At 55.0% G+C, this 16,319-nt stretch carries 19 protein-coding genes; 11 read left to right on the forward strand and 8 right to left on the reverse strand.

The genetic code is table 11. The features are described from left to right. The first annotated feature begins 30 nt into the window (after positions 1–30). Positions 31–351: a thioredoxin gene (trxA, locus tag Q0955_RS06915; protein WP_299421728.1), complete on the forward strand. Its 321-nt coding sequence runs from the start codon at positions 31–33 to the stop codon at positions 349–351. A gap of 48 nt (positions 352–399) precedes the next feature. Here the strand turns inward: trxA and Q0955_RS06920 are convergent, their stop codons facing one another. After that, the gene (locus tag Q0955_RS06920) at positions 400–1,308 is read right to left on the reverse strand and encodes a hypothetical protein (protein WP_299421731.1); all 909 of its coding nucleotides are present in this window, start codon (positions 1,306–1,308) and stop codon (positions 400–402) included. A 100-nt stretch (positions 1,309–1,408) separates the two neighbouring features. On the opposite strand from Q0955_RS06920, the gene hslV reads away from it, so the two are divergent. The 6 genes from hslV to Q0955_RS06950 all read left to right on the forward strand — a co-directional run bounded on the left by hslV (position 1,409) and on the right by Q0955_RS06950 (position 7,783). Continuing rightward, positions 1,409–1,966 (forward strand): ATP-dependent protease subunit HslV, encoded by a 558-nt coding sequence (gene hslV, locus Q0955_RS06925; protein WP_295177869.1) that lies wholly within the window; start codon positions 1,409–1,411, stop codon positions 1,964–1,966. Continuing rightward, positions 1,963–2,997 carry an aldo/keto reductase gene (locus Q0955_RS06930; protein ID WP_299421734.1) on the forward strand — a complete coding sequence of 345 codons (1,035 nt, stop codon included), beginning with the start codon at positions 1,963–1,965 and terminating at the stop codon, positions 2,995–2,997. The genes hslV and Q0955_RS06930 overlap by 4 nt, the downstream gene beginning before the upstream one ends. 15 nt (positions 2,998–3,012) lie before the next feature. Beyond that, positions 3,013–4,077 carry a hypothetical protein gene (locus Q0955_RS06935; protein WP_299421736.1) on the forward strand — a complete coding sequence of 355 codons (1,065 nt, stop codon included), beginning with the start codon at positions 3,013–3,015 and terminating at the stop codon, positions 4,075–4,077. Positions 4,078–4,089: 12 nt separating this feature from the next. After that, positions 4,090–5,400: an ATP-dependent protease ATPase subunit HslU gene (gene hslU, locus Q0955_RS06940; RefSeq protein ID WP_299421739.1), complete on the forward strand. Its 1,311-nt coding sequence runs from the start codon at positions 4,090–4,092 to the stop codon at positions 5,398–5,400. A 389-nt stretch (positions 5,401–5,789) separates the two neighbouring features. Beyond that, on the forward strand, positions 5,790–6,566 hold the full coding sequence (locus Q0955_RS06945) for an alpha/beta fold hydrolase (RefSeq protein ID WP_299421741.1): 777 nt from the start codon (positions 5,790–5,792) through the stop codon (positions 6,564–6,566). Then, complete coding sequence (locus Q0955_RS06950) at positions 6,563–7,783, forward strand: MFS transporter (protein ID WP_299421744.1); 1,221 nt, start codon at positions 6,563–6,565, stop codon at positions 7,781–7,783. Before Q0955_RS06945 ends, Q0955_RS06950 begins: the two co-directional genes overlap by 4 nt. Here Q0955_RS06950 and Q0955_RS06955 read toward each other — a convergent pair. The 3 genes from Q0955_RS06955 to Q0955_RS06965 are packed head-to-tail and all read right to left on the reverse strand — an operon-like array spanning position 7,772 to position 10,049. Further along, the gene (locus Q0955_RS06955; protein ID WP_299421746.1) at positions 7,772–8,359 is read right to left on the reverse strand and encodes a Smr/MutS family protein; all 588 of its coding nucleotides are present in this window, start codon (positions 8,357–8,359) and stop codon (positions 7,772–7,774) included. The genes Q0955_RS06950 and Q0955_RS06955 overlap by 12 nt on opposite strands. Further along, on the reverse strand, positions 8,356–9,393 hold the full coding sequence (locus tag Q0955_RS06960) for an MltA domain-containing protein (RefSeq protein WP_299421749.1): 1,038 nt from the start codon (positions 9,391–9,393) through the stop codon (positions 8,356–8,358). The genes Q0955_RS06955 and Q0955_RS06960 overlap by 4 nt, the downstream gene beginning before the upstream one ends. Further along, a complete protein-coding gene (locus tag Q0955_RS06965; RefSeq protein ID WP_299421752.1) occupies positions 9,390–10,049 on the reverse strand; it encodes a Tim44/TimA family putative adaptor protein in 660 nt (219 codons plus the stop codon). Before Q0955_RS06965 ends, Q0955_RS06960 begins: the two co-directional genes overlap by 4 nt. Before the next feature lie 104 nt (positions 10,050–10,153). On the opposite strand from Q0955_RS06965, the gene Q0955_RS06970 reads away from it, so the two are divergent. Next, on the forward strand, positions 10,154–10,696 hold the full coding sequence (locus Q0955_RS06970; protein WP_299421754.1) for an FxsA family protein: 543 nt from the start codon (positions 10,154–10,156) through the stop codon (positions 10,694–10,696). Positions 10,697–10,749: 53 nt separating this feature from the next. Beyond that, positions 10,750–11,247, forward strand: a complete 498-nt coding sequence (secB, locus tag Q0955_RS06975; protein WP_299421757.1) for a protein-export chaperone SecB — start codon at positions 10,750–10,752, stop codon at positions 11,245–11,247. Positions 11,248–11,304: 57 nt separating this feature from the next. On the opposite strand, the gene dnaQ is transcribed toward secB, so the two are convergent. Genes dnaQ through Q0955_RS06995 form a run of 4 tightly spaced genes read right to left on the reverse strand, consistent with a single transcriptional unit; the run spans position 11,305 to position 14,051 of the window. Then, positions 11,305–12,039, reverse strand: coding sequence for a DNA polymerase III subunit epsilon (dnaQ, locus tag Q0955_RS06980; protein WP_299421760.1), 735 nt, complete (start codon positions 12,037–12,039; stop codon positions 11,305–11,307). Next, complete coding sequence (gene coaE, locus Q0955_RS06985) at positions 12,032–12,625, reverse strand: dephospho-CoA kinase (RefSeq protein WP_299421763.1); 594 nt, start codon at positions 12,623–12,625, stop codon at positions 12,032–12,034. The genes dnaQ and coaE overlap by 8 nt, the downstream gene beginning before the upstream one ends. Beyond that, on the reverse strand, positions 12,622–13,455 hold the full coding sequence (locus Q0955_RS06990) for a shikimate dehydrogenase (protein ID WP_299421765.1): 834 nt from the start codon (positions 13,453–13,455) through the stop codon (positions 12,622–12,624). Before Q0955_RS06990 ends, coaE begins: the two co-directional genes overlap by 4 nt. Then, a complete protein-coding gene (locus Q0955_RS06995) occupies positions 13,452–14,051 on the reverse strand; it encodes a Maf family protein (protein ID WP_299421768.1) in 600 nt (199 codons plus the stop codon). Before Q0955_RS06995 ends, Q0955_RS06990 begins: the two co-directional genes overlap by 4 nt. 414 nt (positions 14,052–14,465) lie before the next feature. Here Q0955_RS06995 and Q0955_RS07000 point away from each other — a divergent pair, with 414 nt between their 5' ends. Next, a complete protein-coding gene (locus Q0955_RS07000; protein ID WP_299421771.1) occupies positions 14,466–14,915 on the forward strand; it encodes a CopD family protein in 450 nt (149 codons plus the stop codon). 122 nt (positions 14,916–15,037) lie between these two features. After that, entirely contained in the window at positions 15,038–16,309 is a 1,272-nt protein-coding gene (gene rho, locus Q0955_RS07005) for a transcription termination factor Rho (protein WP_299421773.1), read from the forward strand. Positions 16,310–16,319 lie beyond the last annotated feature (10 nt).

Genomic DNA, 16,319 nt, shown 5'->3' on the forward strand with positions numbered 1-16,319 from the left:
TACCAGCACCCTCTTTCAGGAGACCTCCCAATGGCAACCGTCGCTGTCACCGATGCCACCTTTGACGAAGAAGTAAAAAACGCCGACGTTCCTGTCGTCGTGGATTTCTGGGCCGAATGGTGTGGCCCTTGTAAACAAATCGGCCCAGCGCTCGAAGAGCTCTCTGCCGAAATGGACGGCAAAGTGAAAATTGCCAAAGTCGACGTGGACAGCAACCCTGGCGCAGCCGCTGCTCTGGGCGTGCGCGGCATTCCTGCGCTGTTCATCTTCAAAGACGGACAAGTGATCTCCAACCGCGCGGGCGCGGCGCCTAAAGCCGCTCTGCAAAGCTGGATCGAAGACGCCCTTTGATCCGGGCGAAATACTGATTTCGAGAGGCGCTCCATTGGGGCGCCTTTTTTAGTCCACAGGCCAGCCAAGGCCTGCCAAGCGTGCTCTGATTTTGTCTTTCGCTTCCGGCCGCCCCGCATTGATCGACATCTGTTGCAGGAACCACCACAGGTATTGAGGGTAGGGCGGTTTCATCCGCTGCACGGCTTTGAACGCGCCCTCGATGCCAAGCTGATCCACATTGGCAGCGATATGTTGAAAATCGATCCCAGCAAATAGCACGCAAGGCTTTTTAAGAAAGTACCCGGCAAAAGCCACGCTTGAATTCATCGCAACCACGTAGGCACATTTGGGGAGAAGTTCCTCCATCCCCCCAACACGCAACGACAATCGCGCGTTCTGAACCACCATATCGTTTAAAGTATCCCGCTCTTCCTTGGTGTAGATCTCACCAGGATGCAGCGTAATTACAACCTCTCGGTCCTGCTCCTGCGCGAGCACATGCTCCACCATCTCGACTGGGTTACAGTGCTGAAAATAGCGTTTCTCAAGTAGCTTCCCTTGCAGCGGCACATAGACAAAATCGCCCTTCTCCACCTGCTTTAGCAGCGGCTCATACAAGCGCCGCCGCCAGGCCTGAAAAAACTTCCGTGCTTCTGCCTCATCAATCTTGGACGGATCAAAAGCGGTCTCTGCCACTTCCCAGTGCCATCTCTCGTTGGTGGGCTCAATGTGCCAAAACGGGTAGTAATAGGCCTTCCTTAGCGTGACCGAATTGCGCACAAAAGGATCACGCATATAGAACACCGAATACCCGCCCAAACGCGGATCGGCTTCCTCAGGATCAACATAGCTCACTTGCATACCTGCAGAGCGAACCACATCCGACACTTTATTGATAAAGTTGTGCTCGCCAGCTTCCGCGCGCTGTCGATGCGGCCATGGAATGTAAAAGCGGGCCTGTGTCTCACTGCTCATGCGCCGGACGCTAAGCCCTTGCAATCACGCCCGCAAGCCATACCCTTGTGCCTTTCCGGTCGCAGGCTCATATAGGGCAAAGGACAAAAGGAGCTTTTGGATGTCTGAGGATCAATTCCCCGGTTGGCACGGCACCACCATCATTGGTGTGAAAAAGGGCGGCGAAGTTGTGATTGCCGGTGACGGGCAGGTCTCTTTGGGCCAAACCGTGATCAAAGGCACCGCGCGCAAAGTGCGTCGCCTGAGCCCCGGCGGCTATGAAATTGTCGCAGGGTTTGCCGGCTCCACCGCAGACGCCTTCACACTTCTGGAGCGCTTGGAAGCCAAACTCGAAGCCACCCCCGGCCAACTGGCCCGCGCCTCGGTCGAACTGGCCAAAGACTGGCGCACGGACAAATACCTGCAAAAGCTCGAAGCCATGCTGATTGTGTCGGACGGCGCCGACATCTTCGTGATCACCGGAGCAGGGGACGTGCTTGAGCCTGAACATGACGTGACCGCAATTGGCTCCGGTGGCAACTACGCGCTGGCCGCAGGGCGCGCGCTGATGGACACCGATCTGTCTGCCGAAGAGGTTGCGCGCAAAGCCATGGGTATCGCTGGGGATATTTGCGTCTACACCAACGGCAACCTGACCGTGGAGACCATCAAACAATGAGCGACATGACCTACACCCGCATGGGCAATTCCGGTCTGGTTGTTTCCCGTCTGGCGCTTGGCACCATGACCTTCACCCACGGCTCCGACTGGATTCCCGGCGTTGCCAAAGTTGGCCTTAGTGATGCCCAGCGCATGGTCGACACCGCCCTGGATGGGGGCATCAACTTCTTTGACGCCGCAGATGGCTATTCCAATGGTGAAGCCGAAGACATCCTTGGCAAAACCCTCAAGGGCAAGCGCAACGACGCGGTGATCTGCACCAAGCTGGGTTTTCGCCAAAGCGATCGCATCACCAACGCTGGCCTCTCACGTGGACACATCCTCTCATCCGTAGATGGTTGCCTGAAACGGCTCGACACCGATTGGATCGACCTTCTGGTACTGCACAAAACCGACTTCACGACGCCAATGGAAGAAACCCTGTCGACCCTGCAAACGGTGATCGAAGCCGGAAAGGTGCGCCACATCGGTGTATCCAACTGGCCGGCGTGGAAGGTCGCACAGGCCGTGCAGTTTCAGCGTGACAACAACTTGAGCCAGTTTGTGGCCGGGCAATACCTTTACAACGCTGTGGGTCGCGACATCGAGATGGACATCCTACGCATGGGTGCGGAACTCGGCATCGGTCTCATGGCGTGGTCGCCGCTGGCGGGTGGTCTGCTGACGGGAAAATACGATCTCAACAAGCTGGAAGACAGCGACGGCCGTCTGGCCGAAGGAGATTTCCTGCAAGTCTCCAAAGAGCAAGCGCAGACCGCGATCACCGCGCTGACATCCGCCGCCGACGTGCACAACGCAACACCGGCACAAATCGCCCAAGCCTGGATTCTGAACAAACGCCGTGACCACACAGTTATCATCGGAGCCTCCAAACTCAGCCAGCTTGAAACCGGCATCGCCGCCGCCAATATCGCGCTGAGCGAGGCGGAAATGGCTGCTCTGGACGCTGCTGCCGCGCCAGGTCGTCGCTACCCCGAGTGGTTTGACGACATGATGAAAGACGAACTGTTTGCCAAAGTGCTCGCGTAACGAGAGACCCACCTCATGATTGACAAAGATGATCTTCGCGCCGCGGTTGGCTCCGGCCTGCTGAACGAACAACAGGCCGCGGCGCTTGCGGCACTGGCGGATAGCAGGCGCGGCGCACGCGAAGACCTCACCATCGGCGATGAACCGTTTGAACTTTTCAAAGGTTTCAACGAGATTTTCATTGTGGTTGGCTTGCTTATCCTCGCCAGCGGCTGGGCTGCGGTCAACGGCATCGCCATGGCCGCCGAAGTGGTGAACTACAAAACCAAAATTGTGACCACCACAGCCATCTCCGGCGCTGTGATCTGGGCACTGGCGGAGTACTTCATCCGCCGCCGCCGGATGGTGGCCCCGGCCATTGCCTTGTCGATCCTTTGGGCGATCAACGCAGGCTCTGGCATCACCGCCTATTTCGCGCAGCCTTTCATGCTGGCTCAGGAAGACTTCTCCAGCCTGCCACTGCCGCTGGCGCTCACCACTTTGGCAACACTGATCTTCTGGCTGCGCTTCCGCGTGCCCTTTGCCATGGCGCTAATTGCACTTGGCGTCTTTGGCATCGCGCTCATGCTTGGCGCCAACCAATCCGGCACGCCGACCAGCCCACAAGACCTGTTCCTGTTGTCCGCCGGGGGCCCCTTTGCCTTCATCACTTTGGGTGTCGGTATCAGTGTCTTTGCTGCCGCCATGTATTTTGACATGTCCGACCCACACCGCGTCACCCGCCGTAGCGCGCAAGGCTTCTGGCTCCATGTCGTCGCTGCGCCTGCCTTGATCAACACCGTGGCACTTACGTTGCTTGAAGCGGGCGGTAACGGCGCGCATTTGGCACTTATGCTCTTCCTTCTGGGCTTTGCCGCCATCGCCATCATCATCGACCGGCGCTCCTTCCTGATCGCTGCCATCGGCTACACCGTGGCTCTGGCCAGCATCGTCTTTGACGGCGAAGGCGCAGCCTTCACCATTCTTTTCCTCGGCATCTTCTTGGTGGTGCTCGGCGCCTTCTGGTCCCGCTTCCGCGCGGCCCTTCTTGAGCCATTGTCCGGCATCCTGCCGCTACACCGCCTGCCGCCCTCTCACTGATTGGACACCGTTATGACTGATCTCACACCTCGTGAAATTGTTTCCGAACTTGACCGATTCATCATTGGCCAGAACGACGCAAAACGCGCCGTGGCCGTGGCCCTGCGCAATCGCTGGCGCCGCAAACAGCTGTCTGATGACATCCGAGATGAAGTCTATCCTAAGAACATCCTGATGATTGGCCCCACCGGTGTTGGCAAAACCGAGATCTCCCGCCGTCTGGCCAAACTGGCGCGCGCACCTTTCATCAAGGTTGAAGCCACCAAATTCACCGAAGTGGGTTACGTGGGCCGTGATGTTGAACAGATCATCCGCGATCTGGTCGATGCCGCCATTATCCAAACCCGCGAGCACATGCGCGAAGACGTGAAGGTCAAGGCCCATGCCGCCGCCGAAGAGCGCGTGATTGAGGCCATTGCGGGTCCCGACGCGCGCGAAGGCACGCGAGACATGTTCCGCAAGAAGCTCAAAGACGGGCTGCTCGACGATACAGTGATTGAGCTTGAAGTTGCCGACAGCTCCAATCCTTTGGGCGGCATGTTTGACGTTCCCGGCCAACCGGGCAGCCAAATGGGTATGATGAACCTGGGTGACATCTTTGGCAAAGCCATGGGCGGCCGCACGACCAAGAAACGCATGACCGTAGCTGAGAGCTATGAAATTCTGATTTCTGACGAAGCTGACAAACTTCTGGACGACGAAACCGTCAATGCCGCCGCGCTGCAATCTGTGGAGCAAAACGGCATTGTCTTCCTGGATGAGATCGACAAGGTCTGCGCCCGTCAGGAAGCCCGCGGCGGTGACGTCTCCCGCGAGGGTGTGCAACGTGATTTGTTGCCCCTAATCGAAGGCACCACTGTCTCCACCAAACACGGTCCCGTAAAAACCGACCACATCTTGTTCATCGCGTCGGGTGCGTTCCACATCGCCAAACCGTCTGATCTTCTGCCCGAACTGCAAGGCCGCTTGCCAATCCGAGTTGAATTGCGCGCCCTGACCGAAGAAGACTTCGTGCGCATCTTGACCGAAACAGACAACGCTCTGACCCGTCAATACACTGCACTGATGGGCACCGAAGAGGTCACTGTCACCTTCACTGAAGATGGCATCGCTGCCTTGGCCAAAATTGCGGCAGACGTGAACCAATCGATTGAAAACATCGGCGCCCGTCGCCTTTACACGGTGATGGAACGCGTCTTTGAGGAACTGAGCTTCACTGCGCCGGATCGGTCTGGCGACGAAATCACGGTTGATGCAGCCTTTGTGGAAACAAACTTGGGTGAGCTGTCCAAATCCGTGGATGTAAGCCGCTACGTGCTCTGATTTCCCCCTAGCAGCACTTTCCGTTCCTCGGCATAGTCCCGGCAACTCAGTTTTGCCGGGATTTTTTTGTGCGCCGCCTTATTATCATACTCACGTGTTGCCTTGTGTCCGCCTGCGCAGATCGTATCACCGCTCCAGTTCAACCGGAGGCATTGTCTTCCGCCAACACACGCCAGATTTTTGTTGTCACCAACCGACAGCGAAACGCGCAGGGTTACCTCGCAAACACGCGGAATTCTGAGCTGACTTTCCTGGACACAATAGTGTCTATTCCACCTAAACACTCAGCTGGCGAAGCGCCTACGTTCCATGCCCACCCGGATCCACAAAAGCACTTTGTAATCGCAAAAGAAACTCAAATTGCCTCCCTGCCTGAGTTGGCAAAGAGGGTGTCTTCCAGCTTATCGGACCAACCGCGCCGCAATCGCGAAGTCACCGTTTTTGTGCATGGGTTCTACAATACCTACCAAGACAGCCTGTTCCGCATCGCCCAGCTTCAAACCGATTTTAATATGCCTGGCACCGTGGTAAATTTTGCCTGGGCCAGCGCAGGCAGCCCCTTGGGATATGCGCACGACCGGGAAAGCGCCTTGTTCTCACGCGATGATCTTGAGCGCACGCTGCGTACCCTTGCCAAATCCAAATCTGATCGCCTTTTACTCGTTGGACATTCCCTTGGCACGTTTTTGATCACTGAAACGCTGAGGCAGATCGAGCTCAAGGAGCCTGGCTGGACGGCCCGCAACATCGATGCGCTGGCACTGATTTCACCGGACATGCCGGTTGATTTGTTCCTGCGCAACTTGGAGCCGATAAATTCACTGCCTGACTCGACCGTGATTTTGACATCGACAGAAGACAGCGCCCTACGCCTCTCCAGTCGAATAAACCGATCATCTCAGCGGTTGGGCCAGCTAGACAACCCCGATTTGCTCGCGGATCTTCCGGTGATTGTATTTGACGTGTCGAGCTTTTCCGATGGCAGCAGCAACCATATGACATTTGCCGAAAGCCCTGCGTTGATTGCACTACTGCGTGATGCGCGCACATTTGATGAATTGCTTGCACCAGACGATCCAAATTTCCTTCTGCGACAAGCGGAAAAAGTCCGCGTTTCCAATCAGGCAATCGCCATTCAGGTCTCCGGCCCGTCAGGCGGATCATGATCTCGACAGGCGCATTTCTTCGGCAAAATGGCCGCTACCTTTTGCCGGGTGCTATGCTGATGTTCCTGTCCTGCTTTGGTCAAACCTTTTTTATTGGCACGTTTGCCGCTGACATCCGGGCTTCCTTTGAACTGTCCCACAGCCTATGGGGGGCAATCTATATGCTTGGCACCGGCACCTCAGCACTCCTTATGCTGTGGGCGGGGACGCTGGCAGATCATGTCCGCGTGCGCATTCTTGGCCCAATCATGTTGATATGCCTTGCCGGTGCCTGCGTCGCCTTGGCTTTTCTGTCTTGGGTCTGGGCACTTCCCTTTGTCATCCTTGCCCTCAGGTTCACCGCACAGGGCATGCTGCCGCATATTTCTGCCGTTGCGATGGCCCGCTGGTTTGCGGTTTCTCGTGGTCGTGCATTGGCCTTTGCCACCATGGGATTCATGCTTGCAGAGGCCATCATGCCAATCACTGTGGTCTGGCTAAAGGGTTCGCTAGACTGGCATCTCATCTGGATGCTTGCAGCTGGTGTTTGCTTACTTATGGCACCGGTGATCTACGTACTGTTGCGTCAAGAACGCGAGCCTCAACACACAGCAAACAGCACGACGTCACTTGGCATGGAGGGCCGCTCTTGGACTCGTTGGGAAGCCATCCGTCACCCGGTGTTTCTTTCCGCCATTCCTGCAATGATGGCTTTCCCTGCCTTTGCCACGGTGTTTTTCTTTCAACAGACCTATTTTGCAGAGATCAAAGGCTGGTCCCACTTATCTCTGGTGTCAGTGTTTCCTCTTGGGACTTTGGCATTTGGCCTCTCAACATTGACTTTTGGCTGGCTCATTGATCGCTTTGGCGCTTCTCGGTTGATGCCACTTTATCTCCTGCCCCTGGTGGCCGCCTTTGCTGTGCACGCTTGGGCGCCATCGGTTGGCTGGGTCGCCCTTGGCGTTGTCCTGATGGGGCTTGCGGGGGGAGGTCAGGCCACACTACCTGCTTCTGTCTGGTCGGAGTTCTTCGGCACCAAACACCTCGGCGCTATCAAAGCCACCGTGGCTGCTTTTGCTGTGCTTGGATCAGCACTTGGCCCGGGTCTGTCTGGCTGGCTGATTGACCGTGGTGTGCCCTATGAACAACAGCTCTTCGCCTTTGCTGTCTGCTTTGCATGCGCAAGTGCAATCATGGTTTTGCCATTTGCACGCGCCCGTCAATCTTTAGCGCCGTAGATAGACGTAATACGCACCCGTACCGCCATGTCGGATATGCGCCTCAGCCACCTGAAGAATACAGGACTTCAACGGCGGCAGCGCAAACCACTGCGGCACCTGATGTTTCAACACACCCCGACGCGTCGGAATCGGCCCATCATCGCGCTTACTCTTACCTTTGCCGGTGATGACCAAAACCAAACGTTTGCCCTCGCCGTGTGCGTGCAAAATAAATCCGGTTAACGCGCCATGGGCCTGATCCGCAGTCATACCATGCAGGTCAATTTTACCTTCCGGCTTCAGCCTGCCACGCTTCATCCGACCAAAGGTCTTTTTGTCCATCTGAACCGGTTGTCGCGCCACCCGATCTGACACGCTCCCCATCAGATCATGTCCAGATCGGCCAACCGGCGCTTTTGACCCAACCTCAAAACTTGACAGGGCAGGGTCCAAATGCGGGCGCGGCTTCTTATGTGGCTTTGGCTTGGGCTTTGGCAACTCGTGCGAGCTGGCCTCAGGATGCAATCGCTCAGCTGTATCCGCCACCTTCCGCCAGAGGGTGACTTCGTCTTCACTCAATTTCCGCCGTGTCACAGAACCGACTCCGGCAACATCGCATAGGCCCGCTGAATCGGCAGCAACACCACCATGCGCCCCGGGTCCTTAAGCGTGCCAGCAGCTTTGCCCGCCGCGTCCCCGGTGCCAAAGAAAATATCTGCGCGCTGCGCACCTTTGATGGCGGAACCTGTGTCCTGCGCGATCATCAACCGCCGCAAGGGTCCATCGCCATCTTTCTCCACCCAAACCGGTGCCCCCAATGGGATAAACTTCGGGTCCACCGCCACAGACCGCATTGCCGTAATCGACCGGTTCATCGCCCCCAACGGGCCTTTGTGTGCCGGTACGCGGCTCACTTCTCGAAAGAACACAAAGCTGTCGTTGTGACGCAGCAATTCTGCACCATCCACAGGATTTCGTTTCACCCAATTTTTGATGACCTGCGCACTCACCTGATGGGCGTTGTAGATGCCACGCCGTACCAGCTCCGCGCCAATCGAGCGGTACTTATGCCCATTTGCTCCGCCGTAACCCACACGGATGTAAGATCCATTTGGCAGGCGGATACGTCCAGACCCCTGAATTTGCAGGAAGAACAACTCAACAGAGTCATCCACCCAGGCAATTTCCAAACCGCGCCCCTGAAGGGCACCGGTGGTTTCAATTTCCCGCCGCGAAATCCATTTTCCATCACGGGCCTCTGCTGGAAGGCGGTAAACAGGAAAGCGATACCGCCCACCTGGCGTCAGTGATCCGTCCAGTTCTGGCTCAAAATACCCTGTAAACAGCGCACTCTTGTCTGCTTCTTCAATCAACACCGGCCGAAACAACAGCTCAAAAAACTTCCGTGCGTCTTCGATCCCGGTGGCTGCCGCACAAAGCGTCTGCCAATCCGGTGCATCAAAATCACCACAGGTGTTCAGAAACACTTGACGGGCGACCTCGTGATCATCCGCGGCCCACCCGTCAAGGTCTTCAAAAGACAGAATTTTCATATGAGTTTCGGACATGGCAGCCCCTCCGGCCATTACAAAGACCGCGGCCAGCGCCGCCCGAAACGCCCGGATCATTCGCCGGTGGCAACAAGCTGCCAGTTTGGATCATTTGATCCCATCGCGCGGGCAAAGGTCCAAACGTCCTTTTGGCGCTTAATCTGGCTTTCGCTGCCCTCAACAATGTCACCGCCGTTGTCGCGCACAACATGTGTCAGCTCGCCAACATAGCGCACGGTGATTTCACCCTCTTTGGTGCTCTCGTCAAAATGCGCCGCTTGCAGCGACATTTCGCGCACGCCGATAAACTCGCTCTCAACGGTCAACCCTTTGTCGGCGCGCATTTCCACAACCTGAGCAAAGCTTTCATACACTTCATCACCGAGGAAACTTTTGATTTCAGCCAAATCGCCTTTTTCAAAGGCCATCAGGATCATCTCATAGGCACCACGTGCGCCACCGAGGAAATCGCTTACACCAAACTGAGGATCAATCGACTTCATTTTGGCCAGTGCAAGCGCGTTCACGCTGCCTTCTTCGGCATGATCGAGAATGTCCTGATCCGGTCCACCTTCAATCACTTCAAGGTCTGGGCCCTTGCGACGTGCAGAGGTCACACCCTCCTGACGGGGCTCTTCATATCCCTCTCGAGTCCCCAAAACATTGCGCAAGCGCAAGATCAGAAACACGGCGATACCGGCAAGAACCAGAAGTTGAATTAAGGAGGAGTTCATTTGAACCTCATGTTGGGCATGGAAACACTGTTCTCTCGCACTTATGTAAGTCACAGGCGGGGTCAAGTCCACCTCGCCAAAAGAAGCATTGGAGTAAAGCTAAGATGTGGCTCTTGTTGGCCTTTGTTGCGATCCCCATGATCGAAATTGCCCTGTTTATCAGCGTTGGTGGGGCCATTGGCCTTTGGCCGACACTCGCCATTGTATTGCTCACCGCCATCCTAGGCACGCATTTGGTCCGATCTCAGGGGCTCGCGGCCATTGGGAATGTGCAACAATCCTTCAACGAACTAAATGACCCAACAGAGCCCTTGGCCCATGGTGCAATGATCCTCATCGCCGGAGTGTTGCTTTTGACACCTGGCTTTTTCACGGACGCAGTTGGGTTTGCTCTGCTCACGCCCGCATTTCGGAAAATCATGTTCAATTTTGCGCGCAGCCGGGTGCGCGTGCAAAGCTTCACGATGGGCAGCCAGCAATCTGCGACCTTTCATTCCGGCCAGGCGAACCACAGACATCACCCTGCTGAGTCAGACGTGATTGATGGTGAGTTTTCCGAGGTTGATCCCACCCAAAACGGTGCGGCACAGCAACTGGACAGCGCCAAAAATCCCACGCATAAACCATCCGGTTGGACTAAACATTGAGACACCCAATTTGACCTGTTAAAGCAGGGCAAACGAATATTCTGGAGACTCCCATGGCGGAAAATGAAAACGGTGCAGCACAAGCGCCGCAACTGAAAATGAACGTACTGACCCAATTTGTACGCGACATGTCGTTCGAAAACATTTTGGCTCAAAAAGGCTCTGCGGGTAACCCACAACCGGACGTTCAGGTTCAGGTCAACTTGGATGCCAAAAAGCGCAACGCCGATCATCAGTTTGAAGTGGCGATGAAACTCAACATCACCGCCAAGAACAAAGAAGACGGCGCTGAAATGTTCATTCTGGAACTGGACTACGCCGGTGTGTTCCACGTGGAAGGTGTGCCAGAAGACCAGCTGCACCCGTTCCTGCTGATCGAATGCCCACGGATGTTGTTCCCGTTTGTACGCCGCATCGTTTCCGACGTGACACGCGACGGTGGCTTCCCGCCACTGAACCTGGAAACCATCGATTTTGTGGCTCTGTATCGCTCCGAGCTGGCACGCCGCGCGCAGGAGCAGCAGGCAGAAGAGCAGCCGGTCGCAAACTAAGCGATCCGCTAACGAAAATTCAGGCGCTGCCCTCGTGGGCGGCGCCTTTTTTATAGCCTATCCCAGTTTGGTCCAAAGGGCGTTGTCGCCCATCTTTTCAACAAACTCTTTATGCGCTGTTGCTTCGTCTTCGGTCAGGCGGGAGGGCAGGGGTGTCGCGCGTTTGGTGGGCCGCCAATCGTCCACCTGCACCGATTTGGTTTTTCCACCACCTCCGGAAGCCAAAACCAGATCCGGTTGCCGGCCACCAATCAGCTCAAGATAGACTTCCGCCAGGATTTCGGAGTCCAAAAGCGCGCCGTGCAACGTCCGTGAGGAGTTATCGATCCCATAGCGTCGGCACAAAGCGTCCAACGTGGCTGGCGAGCCAGGAAATTTGGTACGCGCCATAGCCAGCGTATCCACCGCGCGATCCATCGGGATCTCCGGCAGGTTCATCCAACTCAGTTCCGCGTTCAGGAACTTCATGTCAAATTTGGCGTTGTGAATGACCAGTTTACTGTCTTTGCCAATGAAATCCAAAAACGCCTGACCATGCGCCTCAAAGACCTTCTTGTCTTTTAGAGTCACTTCACCCGGCTGTGCATCCCGCGGCACATCCAGCAAATCCGGCCCAATCCCGTGCACGCCAAAAGCCTCTTCCGGCATATTCCGCAAGGGGTTGATATAAACGTGAAAGGTCTCACCAGTCGGCAGATGGTTGTACAATTCCAACGCCCCAATTTCGACAATCCGGTCGCCGGAGAACGGATCAAACCCTGTGGTTTCCGTATCGAGTACGATTTCACGCATTGGCCAACTGTCCCCTGATGGTGGTCACAATCTTCTCCACCTGCTGGCGGGCATGGTCAAGCGTGTCTGTGGTCACTACGTAATCTGAGCGGGCCACTTTCTCATCATTTGGCATCTGTTTGGCACGGATCTGCTCAAACTGCGCCTCGCTCATCGTGCCTCGCGCCAAAACCCGATTTCGCTGCAGTTCAGCTGCAATAGAGACACATACAACCGCATCCATTGCCTCATTTCCGCCGGTTTCAAAAAGCAACGGAATGTCAAAAACCAGAATGTCTGCTTTGGCAGAAGTAATGAAGGCGGCACGGTCTTGCGCCACCAAAGGATGCACAATCTCTTCAATCGAGTTGAGCGCCGAAGGGTCACGCCCAATAACCTCTTTGAGCTTGTCGCGCGCCACAGCGCCGGCGACCACGGCTTCCGGAAACTTTGCCTGCATCGGCGCAACAGCCGCACCGCCTATGTCATAAAGCCGATGCACCGCCGCATCCGCATCCCAAAGCGCACAGCCGAGATCGACAAACATCTGCGCCGTGGTCGATTTGCCCATGCCAATCGAACCTGTCAGGCCAAGTTTGAAGCTCATCCCAGAACCACGCGTCGGGTTTCGTCATCCACCGCGGGACGGCGCCCAAACCAGCGTTCAAAACCGGGAACCGCTTGATGCAGCAACATGCCCAATCCATCCACGGTCACACAGCCAATCTCATTGGCTGTGCGCAGGAAGTTTGTGGTCAACGGCGTATAAACCAGATCGGTCACCACGGTTTCCTTACGCAGCCCATCCATCGGCACACGCAACTCTGATTTACCGGTCATACCCAGAGAGGTAGTGTTCACCAACGTAGCGCCTTCTTCCAGAATATTACCCGCCTGCACCCACTCAACAACTTTCACCCGCGCGCCAAAGTCTTCACGAAGCTTATCTGCCCGCACACGCGTACGATTGGTCAACAAAATCTCCGGCGCCCCGGCATCGAGCAACGACGCCACAACTGCCCGCGCGGCGCCACCGGCACCCAATACAACTGCTGGCCCAGAAGAGGCATCCCATTCCGGCGCGCCTTGACGCAGGTTTTCAATAAACCCATACCCATCGGTATTGTCACCCAAGATACTACCATCATTGAGAAAGATCAGCGTGTTCACCGCCCCAATCAGCGTTGCGCGATCCGTGATCTGGTCCACAAACTGCATTACCCGCTCTTTATGCGGGATCGTCACGTTGCAGCCGACAAACCCCATCTTTGGCATCGCCTTCAAAACATCGCCGAGGGCGTCCGCCTCGACCTCTAGCGGCACATAATGTCCGGCAATGTCATAGGTCTTCAGCCAATGCCCATGCAGGACCGGTGATTTTGAGTGCGCAATCGGGTTCCCGATCACACCCGCTAAAGGAATTGACGGCAATGTCATTGTGGCAGTTCTCCCCGTGTCGTCAGAAACGACAGAATTTCTACAAGTGGCATGCCAAGGACCGTAAAATAGTCCCCATCGATCTTATCAAACAGCCGCACACCTTCTTCTTCCAACTTATACCCGCCAACCGAATGGCGGATGCTGTCAAAGTTGCGATCCAGATAGCCCTCAAGAAAGTCGTTGCTGAATTGCCGCATGAACAACCGTACAACCCCCACATGACGCCAAAGCGGTTCGCCATTCTGATAGATCACCGCCGCTGATAACAACATGTGACGCTGACCACGCAGCAACAGCAACTGATTGCGCGCATCATCGACGCTGGCAGGCTTGGAAAAAATCGTGCCCTGAAAATCCAGCACCTGATCGCACCCTAAAACCAGCGCCTCCGGCCGTTTCAAACTCACCTTTCGCGCTTTAGACTCCGCCAAAGCGTCTGCCACATCCCGGGGTGTGGCCCCCTCTGCCTGCAAAGATCGCTTGATCATTTCCTCATCTACCCGTGGCTTAACGGTTTCGTAACCAACTTTGGCTTTAGATAGGAGCTGAGCCCGTATCTCGGAGCCTGAAGCAAGGATCAGGGGTGCGGTCATGTGGATAAATCCGTGGAGAAAGGAAGGAACTTCTTTGGAGTCCTTTCTGGAAACTTCTGTGAGGTTTTGCAAGCTGGGGAAACTCACCCCCGTCTCACGGAAATCCCCCGATTTTCTGCACGGTGGACGGGGAAAACTCTGCCTGTGGGAGGAATCACCTGCATACCGGTTTCTCCACGCAGTTACCCACAGTCACACAGCTGTCACTTTTCCCTCAAGTCACTGAAATTATTATACCCTTTAAACTTTCTCACCAGATGTTGATACAGATCAGAGCGGCCCATTCAGATGTGGGTAAGTCCTAGGGAAACTCAATAATCCACAGGATTGGACGTCCCTACTTAATCATCATCCTTTTCTATATATATTTATTTATTATAGAGAGGGTCCGGCTTCGATCAGGATCAAACCACCATGAGTTACTTTCTCGTCGATATTTATCCTTACGTGCTTTCTCTGCACATCATCGCAGTGATCAGCTGGATGGCAGGTATTTTTTATCTCCCGCGTCTCTTCGTCTATCACGCAGAGCGGGCAGAGAAGGGCGATCAACTCGACGAAACTCTGAAGATCATGGAATTTAAGCTTCAACGCTACATCATGGCCCCTGCAAGCATTGTGGCCTGGATCGCAGGTCTCACGCTTGTGTTTATACCTGGGGTGGTCGATTGGTCTGCAATCTGGCCTTACACCAAAGCATTTGGCGTGATTTCCATGACGGTGTTTGATCATTGGCTGATGATTATGCGGAAGAAATTTGGCCGCGATGAAAACAAACTCTCCGGTCGCCAGTATCGCATGATGAACGAAGTTCCGACGGTTTTGATGGTCCTGATTGTTGTCTCCGTCGTTGTGAAATTCTGAAGCGTTTGACTCAGGCGAAGAAAGTGGCGTAGAACTGCCGCCAACTGGCCCGTCCGGGCTAAGTGTCTTCCAAATACAGAGTACATGATCTGCCTTACTGTGAGGCAGCACAGGATATTTTCATGACACAAGAAAAGCTTGCTCTTGGCACGTTGAAAGCCAAAAGCCCTAAAGATCTCTTGGCAATGGCCGAAGAGCTGGAGATCGAAAACGCCTCCACCATGCGCAAAGGCGAGATGATGTTCCAGATTCTGCGCGAACGTGCAGATGATGGATGGGAAATTTCCGGCGATGGTGTGCTTGAGGTGTTGCAAGACGGTTTCGGGTTTTTGCGCTCTCCAGAGGCGAACTACTTGCCAGGTCCGGATGACATCTACGTCTCCCCTGAGATGATCCGTAAGTACTCTCTGCGTACCGGTGATACCGTGAACGGGGTTATGACAGCTCCAGGTGACACAGAACGCTATTTTGCGCTTACAGGTGTGTCTCAGATCAATTTTGAGGCGCCAGAGAAAGCCAAACACAAAATTGCGTTTGATAACCTTACACCGCTGTATCCGGATGAGCGTTTGAAGATGGAGATCGAAGATCCGACCATCAAAGATCGGTCGGCTCGGATCATCGACCTTGTTGCGCCAATTGGTAAAGGCCAGCGTTCCTTGATTGTTGCGCCACCTCGGACGGGTAAAACCGTGCTGTTGCAGAACATCGCACACAGCATCGAAGCCAATCATCCTGAGTGTTATCTGATCGTTTTGCTGATTGATGAACGTCCTGAAGAAGTGACAGACATGCAGCGCAACGTGAAAGGTGAAGTTGTTTCCTCGACCTTTGATGAACCTGCCACGCGCCACGTTGCAGTCTCTGAAATGGTCATCGAAAAGGCCAAACGTCTTGTTGAGCATAAACGAGATGTTGTGATCCTTTTGGATTCGATCACAAGACTTGGCCGTGCGTTCAACACTGTGGTGCCATCTTCCGGTAAAGTTTTGACCGGTGGTGTGGATGCCAATGCGCTGCAACGTCCAAAGCGTTTCTTTGGTGCGGCGCGTAACATCGAAGAAGGCGGCTCACTGACCATTATCTCCACCGCGCTGATCGACACTGGCTCGCGCATGGACGAGGTGATCTTTGAAGAATTCAAAGGCACCGGTAACTCTGAGATTGTTCTGGATCGCAAAGTGGCCGACAAACGTGTCTTCCCTGCGATCGACATTCTCAAATCCGGCACTCGGAAAGAGGATCTGCTTATCGACAAAGGCGATTTGGCCAAGACTTATGTCCTACGCCGTATTCTCAACCCGATGGGCACCACCGATGCTGTGGAATTCCTGCTTGGCAAGCTCAAGCAAACCAAAACCAATGGCGAGTTCTTTGACTCGATGAACACCTAAGGATGCTGTG

Source organism: uncultured Shimia sp. (genome assembly GCF_947493595.1).
Taxonomy (GTDB): Bacteria; Pseudomonadota; Alphaproteobacteria; order Rhodobacterales; family Rhodobacteraceae; genus Shimia.